This is a genomic window from Streptomyces sp. NBC_00576 (assembly GCF_036345175.1).
In the GTDB taxonomy this organism is placed as follows: domain Bacteria; phylum Actinomycetota; class Actinomycetes; order Streptomycetales; family Streptomycetaceae; genus Streptomyces.
Genome location: NZ_CP107780.1, coordinates 3,679,678 through 3,695,982, shown reverse-complemented (window position 1 = coordinate 3,695,982; position 16,305 = coordinate 3,679,678). Strand labels below are relative to the sequence as shown.

The window sequence follows — 16,305 nt, the reverse complement described above, 5'->3', positions numbered from 1 at the left end:
GGTTGGCGATGTGGGCCGGGTTGGTGTCCTTCTACTGTGGCGGGTGAGGTAGGGGGCGTCGACGGTGTCGTTGATCGAGGAGTTGGAGGCGCGGGAGGCGGCAGCCCGTGTCCGGGTGGAGGAACTCGAGGTGAAGATCGTCGAGTTGACCTCACGGCTGGTGGGCGAGCGGGAGGCGTGGTCGCGGCTGCGGGTGACGCGCGAGACGGTGGCCGAGGTGCTCGCCGAGCTGTCGGGGCAGGACGTGACCGAGGCTGCGCCGTTGCGGGAGAAGGCGCCTGCCGCCACTTGATCGGCGACCGCCTCGACAACACCGGCAGCCGCTGGGGCCTGACCGGCGCTGAAGATGTACTCAGGCTCCGTGCACTCATCGACAACGGCGACTTCGACGCCTACTGGGCGTTGCACCTCGCCCGCGAGCACGACCGCCTTTACCCCACCCCCTACCAGCACGACTGCGACCTCATGGCTTGATCAAGCACTCCCCCTGAACACGAATCGCATCCAACTGGGACTGGACCTCACGGAGGCTTTGATGCAGATCGCTTCGTTGCCGCACATCGATGAGCACGCGACGGTCATTGAGGCGGGGGTCGACGACGTCTGGCGCAGTCTGGGCGAGATGCTGGACCGATCCTTCTCGCGTCCTGGTGTGGTGGGCTACGCGAGACTGGTGGGATGCGCCGACTGCACAGCGACTGGGCCACGGCCCCTTGCCGAAGGCTCGACGGTGCCCGGTTTTCGAGTGGTCGCTGCGGTCCCGGGACGGGAGCTGGTCCTCGAGGGGCGCCATCGTTTCTCCTCCTACGCCCTGATCTTTCGCCTCGAACACGTCAGTCCGGGTCGATCACGGTTGCGCGCCGAAAGCCGAGCCGTTTTTCCCGGCCTGGCCGGCGGCATCTACCGACGGCTCGTCATCGGGACGGGCGGGCACGTGGTTGGCATGCGGCGCCTCCTCTCAGCAATCCGCCGCCGATCCGAGTAGCGCACACACGATCACGGTCCCGTCCTCATAGACGAGCTACACCCGTCTTGGATCGCCCCGCGTGCGGTCCTCGCCTAGAGGAGGTGGTCGGCCTTGCCCGCCTTGATGTCGAGGATGAGTGTGCGGAGCGCTTCACGGGTGTCGGTGAGGTAGGTGTCCTCGGCACCGGCTACGGCTATGTAGGCGTTGCCGGTGGGATCGGTGCCGAGGCGGAAGCAGGAGTTCCCCTCGCCGCAGAACGGTTCGTCCCAGGTGATGTCGTTCATGGACGGCTCCCTCAGAGTTGGTCGGCGATGTCCTGGACGAAGTTGCGCGATGCCTCGGGTGACAGGGCGAGGCCCACGCTCGCGCCCACCTTCCCGGCGGACCCAAACCGTCCAACCCCCGAAACCCTCCGCTATAGCCTGACCCTCCCTGCGGCTCTGGCTAGCCCGGCGATGGCGAGGGCGACGGCAGGGGCAGCCCTACGGGCGCACGGACTGACCGACATGCTGGACCCGGCGCTACAAGCGGAGCCGAACTGACAGCCACCGCCTGCCAGTTCACAGAGTCCCCGGACTTTTACCTGTCCCTCCGCTACCGCTCCGCCACCCTCCGGGTGATCGTCTACGACAGCCACCCGCGCCACACCCAACCGAACCTGGCGGCAGCGTGCGACACCTGTCGCCGAGCCGCCCTCCGGGTCCTGGCCTGCGTATGCCGGGCCTGCGAAGGCACTGGGGCTTCGGCGCGTCCCGCGAACCAGGCGGCGGGACGCGCATGTGGGCGACGCTGCCGCGAGAGACGGCAGCGAAGTACGGGCGGAAGGGGAACGGGAGTCGACTCAGCGGTTGACGGCCTGGATCTCCTGAACCACGACGGCTTGCTCGGCCCCGAACTCACCGTCGGGCAGTGCCTGCGGGTTGTTGACACCCGTACCGGTCCAGTGGATCTTCCAGGTGATGGTGGCGCGGAGCGGGTAGGTACCGTCGCCGGAGGAGCGCAGGTACTTCACACCGCAGGGCGGCGTCTGGCTCGCCTTCCCGGCGGCATACGGCTCCCCGATACGCCCGTTGACGAACGTGCACACACCGGACGCGGGGTAGACCTGCGCGTCGGCGGTACCGGGCTCGATCTTCAGGGAGACGGGCTCGGCGACGGTAGTGGCCTCCATCCCCAGAATCTGAACGCGCGCGGTCACGGAGACGGGCTTGAACTGCGCCGAGTCCAGCCAGGCCCAAGTCGGAAGGTTCACCTTGGTCGCGGCGGCGGGGGCGAGGGTCACCTTGGTGGAGGGGACGCGGATCTCGTTGTAGGCGAGTCCGGCGAGGATTGCCGGGGTGATCACGTTGTCGATGTTGGCGGGCGGGGCGTCGCCGGTGTCGACCCAGAAGTAGTCCTCTTTGCAGGCGTCCCAGCCCGGCGGGTAGGACTTGTTGACATACGGGCCCCACCAGTAGCCCTTGCCCGTCTTGTCCTTGTTGAAGTCCTTCGAGTGGTCGTCCTCGTCGAGGTACTTCTTCCGCTGCTCGGCATCCCACTCGTAGCCCGTGGACTCCGCCTCCCAGACCGGCTCCTTGACCTTCTGGAGCTGCTCGGGGGAGTAGGTCGGGGCATACCAGCAGGCGGGCGGCGTCCAGTTGGTGGAGGCGGTGACAGGGCCGACCGACTGCCCGGAACCGTTGTTGTCGCGGTCGAAGACGACAGCGCCGGCGGTCGCGGAGAGGGTGCCGTCGGCGCTGGCGTTGCCGTTCGGTCCGTTGGCGCCGGGGTTCTGGGCGTTGCCGTCCAGTGTGTCGTCGGCGTGCGCTACTCCTGGAAGCGACAGGAGCGGCACGAGCATTGCGACGGCTATCGTGGCCGACAGAGTCCACGGCTTGCGTGTCAGGGCTGGCACTTGGCACTCCCCACTTCAGAGACCATGTTCTCGATGACCCAGACACCCTCGCCGTTCCGCTTGAGGGACGTGTGGTAGATGACGTAGCTGTCTGCGGTGACCTCGGTCTTCTTGACCTTGTTGGTTTCCAGGTACTTGACGTATGCCTTGCCCTGGTCCTCGCAGTAGCTGAGCGAAGCCGTTCCGTCGTTGTCGACCTTGAGGTCCGGGGCGTAGAAGCGATAAGCACCCGTGATGCTTGCCTTGGCGTCCACGTACTTCTTGACGAACTTTTCGGTGCCGGCCGCCGCTTCGCCTTCGTAGTAGTAGAGGTAAGCCTTGTCGAGGGCGTTCTGATTCACGATCGCGAGGTCCACGGCCTTGATGGACTGTTCGCTGTCGGCCAGGACCGCGTCCTTGTCCTTGTCGCCGGTCTTGGGCCAGTCGAAGGTGTACGTCAGGTCGGACGGCAGCTCGATCTTCGGCCGGTCGGCGGAGGCAGCCGATGCCGACGCGGATGCCGTCGGTGATGCCGGGGTCTCGCTCCCGGTGTCGGCGCCGGCGATCTTGTCGTTGTCCTTCGATCCGCTGTCGTCGCCGCCACAGGCAGTCAACAGCAGGGCTGCGGACGCGACGAGCGCGGCAGCAACGGGCAAAGAGCGGCGCTTCACAGTGAACTCCCCGTGAGACAGATGTGCTAGCAAAGCCAAGACGCTATCGCTGGGACCGTTGGTTCCGCCAGGCTGCCGAGGTTGCGCTGTGGCAACGGCAAAGGTTGATCGCCGTACCGGCGGTCCCCCCGACGTCGCTCTTCCCATTCCCCGTTCAGTGCCGGTGAGCGCGAGATCCCACACTCAGGACTGGCATACGGAGCTCCCCCGTTGGGACGTCAGGGTCTCCGTGATCCAAATGCCGTGCTCATCACCCCGCAGGCGGCTGCTGTAGAGGACGTAGCTGTTCTTCGACGCCGCGGTCACGTTGGTCTTGCCGGTCGTGAGGCTCTTGTTGTACGCCTTGCTCTGGTCCTCGCAGTAGACGAGTCCGGCTGTGCCGTCACTGTTGACGTTCACTTTGGCGTCGAAGTACTGCTTGGCGCCGGTGATGCGGTCCCTGTAGTCCACGAACTCCTGAATGAACTTCTGGCTCCCGGCCGCCGCCTCGCCTTCGGAGTAGAACTGGTACGCCTTGTCCAGCGGGTTCTGCTTGGCGATCGCCATGTCCACGGCCTTGATGAACTGTTCGCTGTCGGCCAGGACCGCGTCCTTGTCCTTGTTACCGGTCTTGGGCCAGTCGAAGGTGTACGTCAGATCGGACGGCAGCTCGATCTTCGGCCGGTCGGCGGAGGCGGCTGAGGCCGAGGCGGATGCCGTCGGTGATGCCGAGGTCTCGCTCCCGGTGTCGGCCCCGGCGACCTTGTCGTTGTCCTTCGATGTCGATTCGCCGTCGGCGCCGCCACACGCCGTCAGCAGCAGCGCCGCCGTCGCGACGAGCGCGGCGGCAACGGGCAAAGAGCGGCGCTTCACAGTGGACTCCCCATGAGACAGATGTGCCAGCAAAGCCCTTACGGTATCGGGGGGTTCTCGGTGAGTCGGCCCGGGCACGACTCTGGTCGCTCCCAGCGAGGACTCCCACTTCCTTCACCTCGAACTCCCGTATCCAGTAAGTTCGCGTGCGCGTACGGCTGTTGTCGTCGAGGTTGGCGTGACGGGGGTTGCGGGATGGCGGGGTACCGGCCGGCGGACTGGCATGTGCTGGACCTGGACAAGGACCCGACCTCGGGTGATCCGGATCGCGTCCGTCAACTGGGCCGTACGTTGCATGACTTCGCCGATGATGTCGCGGACGCGTTGCGGTTGATCAAGGGGATGGCGCAGGAGAACGAGACGCTGGAGTGGGCGGGCAAGACCGCTGAGGTGTTCCAGGACGAGTTCTCGGACGTACCCAAGAACTTGAAGAAGCTGAAGAAGTCGTACGACCTGTGCGGTGACGCGCTGGTGGATTACTGGCCGAAGTTGGAGCGGGCGCAGGTCCTCGCCGACAAGGACCTGGCCAAGGGGCGGGAGGCACAGGCCGATCTCTCCTCGGCCAAGTCCTGTCTCTCTTCCGCCGATTCGTGGGTGACGCGGGCGGCCAAGGAGTCGGACAAGTACAAGGACGATCCCACCGGCAGCAAGGCCGCGGAGCCGCCGGACGAGGCGAAGGTCCGGGCCGCCACCCGCGATGCTCAGCACGCCAAGACCGCCCAGGACAGTGCCCAGTCGGACGTGAGTGGCGCGCAGTCGGCGTTGGACGCGGCGAAGAAGATGGCCGAGGACGCGCGCAAGGTGCGTGAGGACGCGGCGGGCGAGGCGAAGCGGAAGATCGACGAGGCGTCGGACGCCGGTATCCAGAACCAACGGCGCGGGCGAGTCCATCGACTACATCCGCGACGCCTTCGGCACGGTGGCGCAGCAGCACACGACGGAAGGGGCCACCACGTACACGTATGACCCGGTCGGAAATCTGCTTCGAGTGGTCGGCGGCCAGACCGAGTTGACCTACGAGCGGGACGCCCGCGGCAGGGTCCTTGCCGAAACCTGCAACGGCGCGACCGTGCGCTCGGTCTACGACGTGCTGGGCAGACGTATCCGCAGGGTGACCCCGTCGAACGCGGAAAGCACCTGGGAGTACGACGGAAACGACCGGCCCACGCACGCGTTCGTCACCCTCGGGTGCGCCGTCATCTGCTGGCGACGACTGCGCACTGCACTTTGTCGAGAGTAAGGGCGGGCGATCGCCCCAGGGAATGGCCTGCTCGATGCGTCAGAACACATTCGTAGCAATCGGGCCCGCACAGCCTCACATCCGGGATCTCAGCACGTCGATCTCGCAGCCCGGCGCGGAGGGGTCGAAGCCATGCTCGATCAGCCAGCGAACTGCCAGCAGGCTTCGCAACGACCACCACGCGTGGATCACGTCGAGGTCGATGTCGGTGCCATAGCCGGCGATGACGTCGTCGAGGCGCTCCTCGTGTCCGAGCGTGAAGGTGGCGAGGTCGTACAGGGCATCACCCTGGCCCGCCTCGGACCAGTCGATGATGCCCGTGACCTCGTCGCCGTCGACGAAGACATGCGCGATCTGCAGGTCGCCGTGCGTGAACGCCGGAATCCACGGCCGGAGTGCGGCCTCGGCGACCTGGCGGTTGCGGGTGACCAGGTCGGCGGGCAGGACACCGTTCGTCACGAGCAACTCGCACTCGTCGTCGAGTTCCGCCGCCAGCGCGACGATGCTCCGCCCGGCCCGGCCCGGCAAGGGCGGCAGGGGCGCTTCGTGCAGCTTCCGGATGGCGGCGCCCGCCGCGGCCCACGCCGCCGGCGACCCGGTCGACGGCCCGCCGAGGCGCCCGAGCGTCGTACCCGGGAGTGCGGCGATCGCGAGCACGGGCGGCTTGCGCCACAGGACCTCCGGGGTCGGGACCGGCGCGAGGGACATCGCTTCGACCTCGACGTCGATGCGCGCCTGATCGGCGTCCACCTTCAGGAACACGTCACCGACGCGCAGAGTCGCGCGCTCGGAATGGGCGACGACGACTTTGACCTCATCCATGGGCGACCAGTATCCCGGGGATGATCGCCGACGTCGCCAGGTTTATCGCGTGCGCGGAGTGATGGCGGCGGTGAATGTGCGCGCGGCGGGCAACCCCATGCATGGGGTGCCGAAGCCCATTTGCGACTCCTGCCAAGATGTTCTTGATCGGTTGGGGGTTCGAGGGGTGTCCTAGATGAGTGAAAAAGTTCGGCATTGGTCCACAGAGACCGAACAAGTACTCCGGAGGGCCGGATGGCAGCCAGGCCGTTCGGTGCCCACCGCCACGTGGGAGTCGATTCTGCGTGAGCGTGGGGAGTTCGAGGTCCACGAGGCCGCGCGACGATTCCTCGCCGAATTCGGAGGCTTGGTGACCTATGGCTGGCCGCCGGACTCGATCCTGACCCGGTCAGCCATCAGGTTCGACCCGCTCAAGGCCGAGTGGGACAGCGAGGCCTTCGCCAGGCTGAGCGAGGAGGCCGGGACTCTTCTCTGTCCCGTCGGCCAGGCCGACAGCGGGAACAGTTATCTGGGCATCGCCGCCGACGGGGCGGTCTACCTGGCCAGGGAGCACGCGGAGTTGCTTGCCGGAGGCGTTGACCAGGCGCTCGATCGACTCGTGCAGGTGCAAGGAACGCAAGCGGGTGTCTGGGCGCCTGATGTTCCGGTGTCAGCTCACTCGTTCTGGGACCGGATCGAGGCCGTCACACCAGGTGCCGATGCTGAGCGGCGTTGGCCCGCGGAGACGGACCGAGTGCTGCGCGCGGCCGGCTGGTACCCCGGCCGTTCGGTTCCTACAGCCACGTGGGAGAGCATCCTGCGCCAGCAGGGCGAGTTCGGGATGCATGAGGCAGCACAGCGGTTCCTTGCCGAATTCGGGTGTGTGGGCATCCCGCATCGGGAGCCGCGGGATTCGATGCCATGGGGTGAATTCCGGCTCGATCCACTCCTGGCCATGTGGGACGACGAGATCCTCGATGACCTCAGTGAGCAAGCAGGTGCTTATCTCTACCCCGTCGGCATGATTGACCGAACCAACCAATACCTTGGCGTTGCGGAGGACGGTGCGGTCTATGTCGGAATGGACTCCGTAAGGTTGCTCGCCGCCACGCCTGACGAGGCTTTGAAGGAACTTACGAGAAGAATTCGATAGCTGAAGGAGATCTCGTCACCCGAACGGATTGATCACGAGGGTCCCTGTACTCGGTCCCGAGGTCGACCCACCGTCCGCCCTGCCGACTGCAGGACACCGCCTCCTCTGTCACATGCTCGATACGCTCACGCCATGACTGCGGACGAGCGTATCGAGCAAGCCGAACTCCTCTACGAACGTGCCGTGTTCGGCGGAGACAGCAGTGCGCTGGTGTCCGCTGACCGGAACCTCGACGAGGTCGAGGCGGACCTCGCACTGACCCGTGGCAAGGTGATCCACGCCCGCTTTCTGGGGAGGCGCGTCGAGGACGCACGGGAGTTGGAGCTCTTCGAGCGTGCGGCGGAGCTGTACGGGCGGCTCGGTGATGTGCGGGGCGAGAGCGAGGCGGTGTTCTGGGTCGGCGCCTTCCACCAAGTGGTCCGCGACGACACCGAGGCCGCAGTGCCCGCCTTCGAACGTGCCCTCGATCTTGCCAACCAGGCCGGCGACCGCCTGACGACCTCCTACGCGTTGCGGCACCTCGGTTTCGTCGACCACGTGGCCGGCCGCCTGGACGAGGCCCGTGCGTGCTTCGAGGAGTCCACCCGTCTCCGCCGGGAGCTGGGATTCCTGCCGGGGGTGGCCGCCAACCTGATCGGGCTGGCATATCTGGCCGCCCAGCAGGAGCGGCGCGATGACGCGGCGGCGCTGCTCGAGGAAGCGACAGAGCTGGCCGAGAACACCGACTCCCATGGCGTACTGCGCTGGGTGGCAGAAGCCCGCGAGGAGATCAAGCTGCCGTGAGGCGCCGTCCTTCCGGCGTGGCCCGCAACTGTCGCCCGGATCACCCTGGTTGAGGGGTCAGCCGTGGTGGTCCGCTGTCGTCGGAGCTTCTGCGGCGGCTCTTATGGCCGCCCGCCGCGATCTCAACTCCCCTCTGAACATGAATCCCCGCAGGACCGCGACGGCGAGAAACAGGACGCCGAAGCCGAATCTGGCCCACCCTCCGACTTGGATGGTCCAGTAGAAGCTGATGCCGCAGAAGAAGAGGCAGATGGCGATGACCAGGGGTTCGCGGATGTAGAAGGGCAGGGCGCGGAGTATCAGGTTGAAAAGCATCCGGGCAGTGGATCAGGCGTGGACCCCGCACGCTGTGATGGAGGCCACAATTCCGCAGGTGAGGATTACGCGTGGACCTGTCGAAGGTGTGAAGAATCCTGGCAGACCTGCCCTCGAAAGGTGCATCGGCTCCGTCGGGTGGCCGCCGTCAACTACCCTCCCCGGCACCCGACTTGTGGCATATTCGCCTCACTCTGCGTCGATCAAGCTCCACCTTCCGTTAGTTGATCTAGAAGATTCGGTGTTGAGCGGGCCATGCCGTGGATAAGGTGCTGATGCAAGAGGACGTCACAGGGGCGATCTGAGGCGGTGGCCGACCACCCCGCCGCAGTGAACGGGGTGGTGTGCAGCGTGCCGACCGCGATAGCCGTCACCAGTACCGATCTGGTGCTCCCACCGCATGACCGGCAGACGCCACCCGCCGCCGTCCCGTCACTCGACAGCCTCGACGGGGCCCTCATGGGGATGCACACGCTCGTCGAGCAGCACGGGTATGTCATCGCCCTCTACCCGGCGTCCACGGACGCGGCCGTCACCCGGCGGCTGCACACCGTGCGTTCCGTCCTGGAGAGCGACCGCATCGCGCTGCTCGCCGTCGATCTGCCGCCCCTCGGACTCGCCCTGCTCGCCCAGCAGTTGAGGCAGCTCTCCATGTGCGACTTCAGCCCGGGCGTGCTCGCCTCCTCTGCCCGGCTGCTCGCCCACTACATCTACGCCGGCGCCCATCTCGGCTCCGTCGCCAAGCTCGACCGGGTGCCCGTTTCGCTCAAGTCGCACGCCAAGTCCTGGGTGCCGGGCGCGCAGTTCGCCGTACTGGCCAACCCGCGCGCCCAGCTCGTACGGGTGGGTCAGGAGGAGCTGGCCGGGCCCGAGTTCGGGACGCGGCTGCTCGTCGCGCAGGGGCAGGCGCCCTCCGACTGGGTCACCGCGACCCTCGCACCCGCCTGGCGCGTGCAGGGAGTCGCCCCTGTTCCGCTGCCCGCGGAGTCCGCGCGCTGGTGGGGGACCGGGAAGATCGTGGAGTTCGCGGCCGGGCTGCACGACGTCTCCGTGCTCTACCAACTGGTCTCCTCCGTACGCCGCGAGGAGTGCCATTGGTGCGGCCTCGAACTCATCGGCGACCGCTGCGGATTCTGCGCCGCGCCACTCGCCCCGCCTCCGGAGCTTCCCGTGGCCCTCGGGCGGGCAGGAACCCCGGCAGGAGCATCAGGAACATCAGTACGAGCGCTGCCCCGAGGTACGACGTAAGAGACGTAAGAGACGTAAGAGACGTAAGAGGCGCACGCACAACTCAACACGAGACACAGCACAGCACAGCCCAACCCACACCCAAGAACAGCCCGACCCTCGCCAAGCACAGCCCCACCCGGCACGACCGCTCGACCCCGTCCGTCCCCACCCCCGATCGAGGTTGTCCGCGTCATGAACTCACGCCAGCGCCGCGGCGTCATCCTGCTGGTCCTCTCGACCCTGTGCGCCATCGGTGCCTTCGTCGGAGTGCTCTCGGTGATCCGCGACGTGAACTCCAAGGTCGGCCCGGAGGTGACGGCGTACCGCCTCAAGAGCGACATCGCGCCCTACAAGGAGCTCACGGCCGACCAGTTCGAGAAGATCTCCATGCCGAAGCGGTGGTTGTCGGAGACCGCTGTCACGCGCGTCTCCCAGATCCGCGGCAAGGTGGCGGTGACCCAGTTGGAGAAGGGCTCTCTGCTGCAGACCGACATGATCGTCGACCGGCCCGAACTGGCCGCGGGTGAGCAGGAGATCGCGATCATGATCGACGCGTCGACGGGTGTGGCCGGAAAGATCAACCCGGGCTCGGTCGTCAACATCTACGCCACCTTCGAGTCCAAGGACAGCGACAAGGGTGTCGACGAGGCCAAACTGCTCGTCACGAACGCGCGCGTCATCGACGTAGGCAAGCTCACCGCCCTCGAATCGGGGCAGTCGAGCAACGAACGCCGGCGTACGGCGACGGAGGCCGTCCCGATCACCTTCGCGCTCAAGACGCTGGACGCCCAACGCGTCGCGTACGCCGAGTCGTTCGCCGAACACGTCCGCCTGTCCCTGGTCGCGGGCGGCGAGCTCACGGCCGTCCCCGGCGCCGCCGACCGTACGTACACCCTCGACAAGGACAAGTAGGAGGCGGGCATGAGGTCCGTACGTACGAAGCCGCAGCCCCAGCGACGGTCGTCGCAGCCCCAGCGCCAGTCGTCGCAGCCTCAGCGACGTTCGCAGCCGCAGGCATGCCTTCCGAGGGCGCGCCGATGACCATCCGCATCCTCCCCGCCACGGCCGACATCGAGTCGGCCCGTGCCCTGAGCACCCTCCTCAGCCGCCTCCCCGACGCCGAACCCGCCCCGCCCGTCGCCGACTCGACCGCGCTGCTCGACACCCTGGCCAGGATGGCCGCCGAGTCCCTGGACGAGTTGCCGGAAGTCGTCCTCGTCCACGAGCGGATAGGGCCCCTCCCGGCCCTCGACCTCGTACGCGACCTCGTGATGCGCTTCCCGGCCGTCGGCGTCGTCCTCATCACCGCCGACCCCAGCACCGGCGTCCTCACCGCCGCCATGGACTCCGGCGCCCGCGGCATCGTCCAACTGCCCCTCACCTACGACGCCTTGGCCGAGCGCGTACAGGCGGCGGCGGCCTGGTCGTCGGGGATGCGGCGCCATCTGGGCAGCAGTGCACCGGAGTTGTACTCAGGACCGGGCGGTACGGTCGTCACCGTGACCGGCGCCAAGGGCGGCGTCGGCGCCACTGTCACGGCCGTCCAACTCGCCCTCGCCGCAAGGGCGTCGGGCCACACCGTCGCCCTCCTCGACCTTGACCTCCAGTCGGGGGACGTGGCCTCCTACCTGGACGTCCAGTTCCGCAGGTCGATCGCCGACCTGGCCGCGATCACGGACATCAACCCGCGCGTCCTCCAGGACGCCGTCTTCACCCATGACACCGGCATCGGCCTGCTCCTCGCCCCCGCCGAAGGCGAACGCGGCGAGGAGGTCACCGACAGGGTGACCCGCCAGGTCGTCGCCGCCCTGCGCTCCCGCCACGACGTCGTGGTCGTCGACTGCGGCGCACGGATGGACTCGGCCACGGCCGCCGCCGTCGAGATGGCCGACCACGCCCTGCTCCTCGTCACCCCAGACGTCGTCGCCGTACGCGCCGCCAAACGCATGGTCCGCCTCTGGGACCGCCTCCAGATCCGCAAGGCCGAGGAGACGTTGACGGTCGTCAACCGGCAGTCCAAGGGTGCGGAGATCCAGCCCGCCCTCGTCGAGAAGGTCACCGGCACCAAGGTCGCCCGCGCGACGATTCCCGCCGCGTTCAAGGAGCTTCAGGGCGTTGTGGACGCGGGACGGCTCCAGGACCTGGACGCCCGGTCGACCGTGAAGCAGGCCCTGTGGGCGCTCGCGGGGGAGTTGGGGCTGGTCGTCGTTCACGAGGGGGGCGGCGGCAAGCGACGTAAATCGTCCTCGTCGTCCTCGTCGTCCTCGGACCGGGGCGCACTGTCCCTGCGCCGACGAGGGGAGCGCGGCGACCGAGGAGCGGTGACCCTCGAATTCGCGGGCATGTTCCCGCTGTTGCTCGTCGTGATGAGCATCCTGTGGCAGTGCGTGCTGTACGGCTACACGTACTCCCTGGCCGGCAACGCGGCGGACGAGGCGGCCCGCGCGGCGACCGCGGCGTACGCCCTCGACCCCACCGTCTACGCGGGAGCCTGCGAGGACGCGGGCGGCGAGAACCTTCCCGGAGCCTGGAACGGCGCCTTCATCCGCTGCGATCCCGACGGCGGGGTAATGAAGGCCACCGTCCGCGCCCAAGTACCACTGTTCTTCCCGGGGTTCGACGTGAACTGGAAGGTGATCGGCGAGGCGGGCGCGGCGCTGGAGGGAGACGAGGGCTGATGAGGACGAGGAGCTTTCGGAGCCGTCTTGCGAACCGCATCCGGGATGAGCGGGACCGGGGTTCCTCCATCCTGGAGTTCACCGGCTTCCTCCCGATCCTCATCATCATCGGCCTGGCCTGCATCCAGCTCGGCCTGATCGGCTACGGCATCAACCAGGCCGGTACGGGCGCCCGCGCGGCTGCGCGGGCCACCTCCCTCGGAGGCGACGGGGTGGCAGTGGGCGCCGCCTCCGTCAGCGACTGGCTCAACCCGGAGGTGGACGCGCCACTGGGCGCGGGCGACACGACCACCGCCACCGTGATCGTCCATGTCCCCGCGATCATCCCGATCTTCGACGAGTGGGACGTACGACGATCCGCCACCATGCCCAACGACGAAGACAACTGATCGTGAACCGGCAACCAATGGAGAGGAGTTGAGACAGAGACCATGAGCCTGCGCTCCCGCATAGCCTCCGCCGACGACAACGGCAACGGAACCGCGCGCGAGGACGGCCACCTCGTCGCCGTCTACCGTGCCAAGCTCCTCGAAGAGATCGACCTCGCGGAGATGTCCAGCCTCGCCGCAGCCGAACGCCGCGTCCGTCTGGAACGCGTCCTCGGCCACATCATCAGCCGCGAGGGCCCGGTACTCTCCTCCGGCGAACGCTCCCAGCTCATCAGACGGGTGGTCGACGAAGCCCTCGGCCTGGGCGTCCTCGAACCGCTCCTCGCCGATGCGTCGATCACCGAGATCATGGTCAACGGCCCGGACTCGATCTTCGTGGAACGAGCGGGCCGCGTCGAACAGCTCCCCATGCGCTTCGCGTCGAGCGAGCAGCTGATGCAGACCATCGAGCGGATCGTCTCGACGGTCAACAGGCGGGTGGACGAGTCGAATCCGATGGTCGACGCCCGCCTGCCCACCGGCGAGCGGGTCAACGTCATCATCCCGCCGCTCTCCCTCACCGGCCCGACGCTCACCATCCGCCGCTTCCCCCGCGCCTACACACTCCCGGAGTTGATCGACCTCGGCTCGCTGGACGAGCAGATGCTGATGCTCCTGGCCGCGTTCGTCCGCGCCCGCTTCAATGTCATCGTCAGTGGCGGAACGGGCACCGGGAAGACCACCCTCCTCAACGCCCTCTCCGGCCTGGTCCCCTCCCGCGAGCGCATCATCACCATCGAGGACTCGGCCGAACTCCAGCTCCAGCAGGAGCACGTGATCCGCCTCGAATCCCGGCCGCCGAACGTGGAGGGCAAGGGCCAGATCACCATCCGCGACCTGGTCCGCAACAGCCTGCGCATGCGCCCCGACCGCATCATCGTCGGTGAGGTCCGAGGCGGCGAGACCCTCGACATGCTCCAGGCGATGTCCACGGGCCACGACGGTTCTCTCGCCACCGTCCACGCCAACTCGGCGGAGGACGCGCTGATGCGGCTGCAGACCCTGGGCTCGATGTCCGAAGTCATGATCCCCTTCGAGGCGTTGAAGGACCAGATCAACTCGGCGGTGGACGTGGTCGTCCAGTTGGCCCGCCACGCCGACGGCTCCCGCCGCGTCGCGGAGATCGCCCTGCTCGTCTCCCACGGCCGCGAACAGTTCCGCATCGTGACCGTCTCCCGCTACGTCTCCCGCCCGACCGGCCCCGACCGCGTCGCCCAGGGCTATTTCGAACACCTCCCGGTGCCCCGCCCGGTCGCCGAGAAGCTGTACCTGGCGAACGAATCGCTGCCCCCGGCGTTCGGCGTGGCCGAGTTGCTCGACGTACTGGACTCGAGGCAGGCGATCGGATGAACACGCGGACGGCGACGACCATTTCAAGGATCAGTACGAGTACAGGGATCAGTACCAGTACAGGGGTCAGTACCAGTACAAGGACCAGTACGACTATGCGGAGCGAGCAGCCATGAACAACTCGGTCCCGCTGGCGTTGGGTGCAACCGTGCTGTGCTGCACACTCGCCGTCGCGGGCGTGCACACGTACGCCACCGGCCGCGCCCAGCGCCAGGCACTCGAGGACCGCCTCTCCGGCGGCGGTGTGCTGCGCATGGCGTCCGGCCGCGTACGCCGGTTCGCGGCCGTCGACCGCCGACTGCGCCGCACCCGCCTCGGCCGCACGATCCACCTCCGCCTCTCGGCGACCGGACTGGACCTGACAGCGGGCGAGTTCTTCACGTACGTCGCCGGTGTCGGCGTCGCGCTGTGGCTGCTGGCAGCCTCCGTACTGGCCCCCTTCTTCGGCCCGATCGCCGCGCTGGTGACGGTCTGGGGCGCGGCGATCTTTCTCAACTGGCAACGCCAGAAACGTATCGAGGCGTTCATCAACCAACTCCCCGACGTGGCCCGCCTGCTGGCCAACGCCACGGCGGCCGGCCTCGCCCTGCGAACGTCGCTGGCGATGGCGGCGGAGGAGCTGGAGGCCCCGGCGGGCGAGGAACTGGCCCGGGTGGCCGACCAGTTGACGCTGGGCCGGACGGTGGACGACGCGCTGGGAGAACTGGCGGAACGCCTGCCGTCCCGCGAACTGGTCGTACTCGTCACCACGTTGGTGCTGGCGAACAAGGCGGGCGGCTCGGTGGTCAGCTCGCTCCGCAACCTCACCCAGACCCTTGAGGACCGCAAGGAGACGCGCCGAGAGGTCCGCACGATGCTGTCGGAGGTCAACGCGACCGCCTTCACGGTCCCTTGCCTGGGCCTCGGCTCTCTCCTCCTCGTCAACTCCTCGAACGAGGGCGCGCTGGAGAAGGTGACCGGCTCCGCCCTGGGCCAGGGCCTGATCCTCCTCTCTCTGGGCCTGTACACGGTCGGCTTCTTCGTCATCCGCCGCCTGGGCAAGATCGAAGTCTGAGGGGAGTGAGTGACCGGATGCTGCCACTGCTGCTGGCCTTGTTGATGGCGATCGCCGTCGGGGGCGCCCTGCTGGGCATCCGCATGATCCGAGCCGACGCCAAACTCCCCTCCGACCTGCTCCTCGCCCTGGAGGTGGGCGGCACCCGGGTCTCGAAGGCCGACTCGGCGGTGGACCGCATGGGCATGCGCTTCGCCCCTCTGGTCCTGCGCCTGATGGGCCCCCGCCGGGTCGACGCGAAACGCCTGCGCATCGACATGGCGGGCAACCCCGGCGGCCTGACCATCACCCGCTACGCGGCCCGTCGAGCGGTCTACTTCACCTTCGGTATACTCCTCGGTCTGATCTTCCTCACCAACGGCCAACTGATCCTCGCGGTCATCACGTTCGCCTTCGGAGTGACGGCTGCGGACGCGGCGATCTGGCAGGCGGTACGGGAACGCAAGGACGTCATCGACCGCACACTCCCCGACTTTCTGGACGTGCTCGCGGTCGTGGTGTCGGCGGGCCTGGGCTTCCGGCAGGCCCTGGACCGGGTGGCGGAGAAGTACGAGGGCCCCTGGGCGGACGAACTCCGCATCACACTCCGCCAGATGGACATGGGCGTCAGCCGCCGCCAGGCCTTCGACCAGCTCCGCAAGCGCAACTCCAGTGAACAGGTGGCCCAGTTCGTCTCGGCGCTCCAGCAGGGCGAGGAACTCGGCTCCCCGATCGCCGAGACCCTGATCCAGATCGCCGCCGACATGCGCCGCACGGACGCCCAGGAATCCCGCCGCCGCGCCGCGAAGACGATCCCCAAGGCAACCCTCGTCACCCTGGTGTTCATGCTCCCGGCGACGATGATCCTCATCGCAACGGGAATGTTCCTCGGTTCGGGTACGAACTTCGGCTCGATTCTGGGGCGTTGACG

At 67.5% G+C, this 16,305-nt stretch carries 18 protein-coding genes and 2 pseudogenes; 14 read left to right on the top strand and 6 right to left on the bottom strand.

The window, feature by feature from the left end:
• Positions 1–64 precede the first annotated feature (64 nt).
• The 3 genes and pseudogenes from OG734_RS15520 (at position 65) to OG734_RS15510 (ending at position 985) form a co-directional block, all read left to right on the top strand.
• A complete protein-coding gene (locus OG734_RS15520; protein ID WP_330288086.1) occupies positions 65–292 on the top strand; it encodes a hypothetical protein in 228 nt (75 codons plus the stop codon).
• Positions 265–474 (top strand): annotated as a pseudogene (locus tag OG734_RS15515) (ISKra4 family transposase); the annotation flags it as partial. The gene OG734_RS15520 and the pseudogene OG734_RS15515, both read left to right, overlap by 28 nt.
• Positions 475–535: 61 nt before the next feature.
• Entirely contained in the window at positions 536–985 is a 450-nt protein-coding gene (locus tag OG734_RS15510; RefSeq protein ID WP_330288085.1) for a hypothetical protein, read from the top strand.
• 74 nt (positions 986–1,059) lie between these two features.
• Here OG734_RS15510 and OG734_RS15505 read toward each other — a convergent pair whose 3' ends face one another.
• From OG734_RS15505 to OG734_RS15490, 4 genes are all read right to left on the bottom strand, one after another.
• The gene (locus OG734_RS15505; RefSeq protein ID WP_330288084.1) at positions 1,060–1,251 is read right to left on the bottom strand and encodes a hypothetical protein; all 192 of its coding nucleotides are present in this window, start codon (positions 1,249–1,251) and stop codon (positions 1,060–1,062) included.
• Between the two features lie 557 nt (positions 1,252–1,808).
• A complete protein-coding gene (locus tag OG734_RS15500; RefSeq protein WP_330288083.1) occupies positions 1,809–2,861 on the bottom strand; it encodes a hypothetical protein in 1,053 nt (350 codons plus the stop codon).
• A complete protein-coding gene (locus tag OG734_RS15495) occupies positions 2,849–3,511 on the bottom strand; it encodes a hypothetical protein (RefSeq protein ID WP_330288082.1) in 663 nt (220 codons plus the stop codon). Before OG734_RS15495 ends, OG734_RS15500 begins: the two co-directional genes overlap by 13 nt.
• Before the next feature lie 183 nt (positions 3,512–3,694).
• Positions 3,695–4,363 carry a hypothetical protein gene (locus OG734_RS15490; RefSeq protein ID WP_330288081.1) on the bottom strand — a complete coding sequence of 223 codons (669 nt, stop codon included), beginning with the start codon at positions 4,361–4,363 and terminating at the stop codon, positions 3,695–3,697.
• Positions 4,364–4,558: 195 nt separating this feature from the next.
• Between OG734_RS15490 and OG734_RS15485 the strand changes: the two are divergent.
• A pseudogene (locus tag OG734_RS15485) lies at positions 4,559–5,236 on the top strand (putative T7SS-secreted protein); the annotation flags it as partial.
• Between the two features lie 46 nt (positions 5,237–5,282).
• Entirely contained in the window at positions 5,283–5,603 is a 321-nt protein-coding gene (locus OG734_RS15480) for a hypothetical protein (protein ID WP_330288080.1), read from the top strand.
• A gap of 75 nt (positions 5,604–5,678) precedes the next feature.
• Here the strand turns inward: OG734_RS15480 and OG734_RS15475 are convergent, their stop codons facing one another.
• The gene (locus OG734_RS15475) at positions 5,679–6,425 is read right to left on the bottom strand and encodes a phosphotransferase family protein (RefSeq protein ID WP_330288079.1); all 747 of its coding nucleotides are present in this window, start codon (positions 6,423–6,425) and stop codon (positions 5,679–5,681) included.
• Positions 6,426–6,600: 175 nt separating this feature from the next.
• Between OG734_RS15475 and OG734_RS15470 the strand changes: the two genes are divergently transcribed.
• Positions 6,601–7,557, top strand: a complete 957-nt coding sequence (locus tag OG734_RS15470) for an SUKH-3 domain-containing protein (protein WP_330288078.1) — start codon at positions 6,601–6,603, stop codon at positions 7,555–7,557.
• Between the two features lie 132 nt (positions 7,558–7,689).
• A complete protein-coding gene (locus tag OG734_RS15465; protein WP_330288077.1) occupies positions 7,690–8,340 on the top strand; it encodes a tetratricopeptide repeat protein in 651 nt (216 codons plus the stop codon).
• Between the two features lie 57 nt (positions 8,341–8,397).
• On the opposite strand, the gene OG734_RS15460 is transcribed toward OG734_RS15465, so the two are convergent.
• Complete coding sequence (locus tag OG734_RS15460) at positions 8,398–8,655, bottom strand: hypothetical protein (protein WP_330288076.1); 258 nt, start codon at positions 8,653–8,655, stop codon at positions 8,398–8,400.
• A gap of 309 nt (positions 8,656–8,964) precedes the next feature.
• Between OG734_RS15460 and OG734_RS15455 the strand changes: the two genes are divergently transcribed.
• The 7 genes from OG734_RS15455 to OG734_RS15425 all read left to right on the top strand — a co-directional run bounded on the left by OG734_RS15455 (position 8,965) and on the right by OG734_RS15425 (position 16,303).
• Positions 8,965–9,903 (top strand): hypothetical protein, encoded by a 939-nt coding sequence (locus OG734_RS15455; RefSeq protein ID WP_330288075.1) that lies wholly within the window; start codon positions 8,965–8,967, stop codon positions 9,901–9,903.
• A 174-nt stretch (positions 9,904–10,077) separates the two neighbouring features.
• On the top strand, positions 10,078–10,797 hold the full coding sequence (gene cpaB / locus OG734_RS15450; protein ID WP_330288074.1) for a Flp pilus assembly protein CpaB: 720 nt from the start codon (positions 10,078–10,080) through the stop codon (positions 10,795–10,797).
• Positions 10,798–10,922: 125 nt separating this feature from the next.
• Positions 10,923–12,563 (top strand): AAA family ATPase, encoded by a 1,641-nt coding sequence (locus OG734_RS15445; protein ID WP_330288073.1) that lies wholly within the window; start codon positions 10,923–10,925, stop codon positions 12,561–12,563.
• On the top strand, positions 12,563–12,952 hold the full coding sequence (locus OG734_RS15440; RefSeq protein WP_330288072.1) for a TadE/TadG family type IV pilus assembly protein: 390 nt from the start codon (positions 12,563–12,565) through the stop codon (positions 12,950–12,952). The genes OG734_RS15445 and OG734_RS15440 overlap by 1 nt, the downstream gene beginning before the upstream one ends.
• 42 nt (positions 12,953–12,994) lie before the next feature.
• On the top strand, positions 12,995–14,341 hold the full coding sequence (locus OG734_RS15435) for a CpaF family protein (RefSeq protein WP_330288071.1): 1,347 nt from the start codon (positions 12,995–12,997) through the stop codon (positions 14,339–14,341).
• Positions 14,342–14,453: 112 nt separating this feature from the next.
• Positions 14,454–15,395: a type II secretion system F family protein gene (locus tag OG734_RS15430; protein WP_330288070.1), complete on the top strand. Its 942-nt coding sequence runs from the start codon at positions 14,454–14,456 to the stop codon at positions 15,393–15,395.
• 17 nt (positions 15,396–15,412) lie between these two features.
• A complete protein-coding gene (locus OG734_RS15425) occupies positions 15,413–16,303 on the top strand; it encodes a DUF5936 domain-containing protein (RefSeq protein WP_330293667.1) in 891 nt (296 codons plus the stop codon).
• Positions 16,304–16,305 lie beyond the last annotated feature (2 nt).

What these genes read in the sequence shown, in the direction of transcription:
- OG734_RS15470 (WP_330288078.1), top strand. Translation starts at nt 6,601, where the DNA reads ATGAGTGAAAAAGTTCGGCATTGGTCCACAGAGACCGAACAAGTACTC.
- OG734_RS15505 (WP_330288084.1), bottom strand. Translation starts at nt 1,251, where the DNA reads ATGAACGACATCACCTGGGACGAACCGTTCTGCGGCGAGGGGAACTCC.
- OG734_RS15475 (WP_330288079.1), bottom strand. Translation starts at nt 6,425, where the DNA reads ATGGATGAGGTCAAAGTCGTCGTCGCCCATTCCGAGCGCGCGACTCTG.
- cpaB (WP_330288074.1), top strand. Translation starts at nt 10,078, where the DNA reads ATGAACTCACGCCAGCGCCGCGGCGTCATCCTGCTGGTCCTCTCGACC.
- OG734_RS15425 (WP_330293667.1), top strand. Translation starts at nt 15,413, where the DNA reads ATGCTGCCACTGCTGCTGGCCTTGTTGATGGCGATCGCCGTCGGGGGC.
- OG734_RS15440 (WP_330288072.1), top strand. Translation starts at nt 12,563, where the DNA reads ATGAGGACGAGGAGCTTTCGGAGCCGTCTTGCGAACCGCATCCGGGAT.
- OG734_RS15465 (WP_330288077.1), top strand. Translation starts at nt 7,690, where the DNA reads ATGACTGCGGACGAGCGTATCGAGCAAGCCGAACTCCTCTACGAACGT.
- OG734_RS15510 (WP_330288085.1), top strand. Translation starts at nt 536, where the DNA reads ATGCAGATCGCTTCGTTGCCGCACATCGATGAGCACGCGACGGTCATT.
- OG734_RS15430 (WP_330288070.1), top strand. Translation starts at nt 14,454, where the DNA reads ATGAACAACTCGGTCCCGCTGGCGTTGGGTGCAACCGTGCTGTGCTGC.
- OG734_RS15435 (WP_330288071.1), top strand. Translation starts at nt 12,995, where the DNA reads ATGAGCCTGCGCTCCCGCATAGCCTCCGCCGACGACAACGGCAACGGA.
- OG734_RS15445 (WP_330288073.1), top strand. Translation starts at nt 10,923, where the DNA reads ATGACCATCCGCATCCTCCCCGCCACGGCCGACATCGAGTCGGCCCGT.
- OG734_RS15460 (WP_330288076.1), bottom strand. Translation starts at nt 8,655, where the DNA reads ATGCTTTTCAACCTGATACTCCGCGCCCTGCCCTTCTACATCCGCGAA.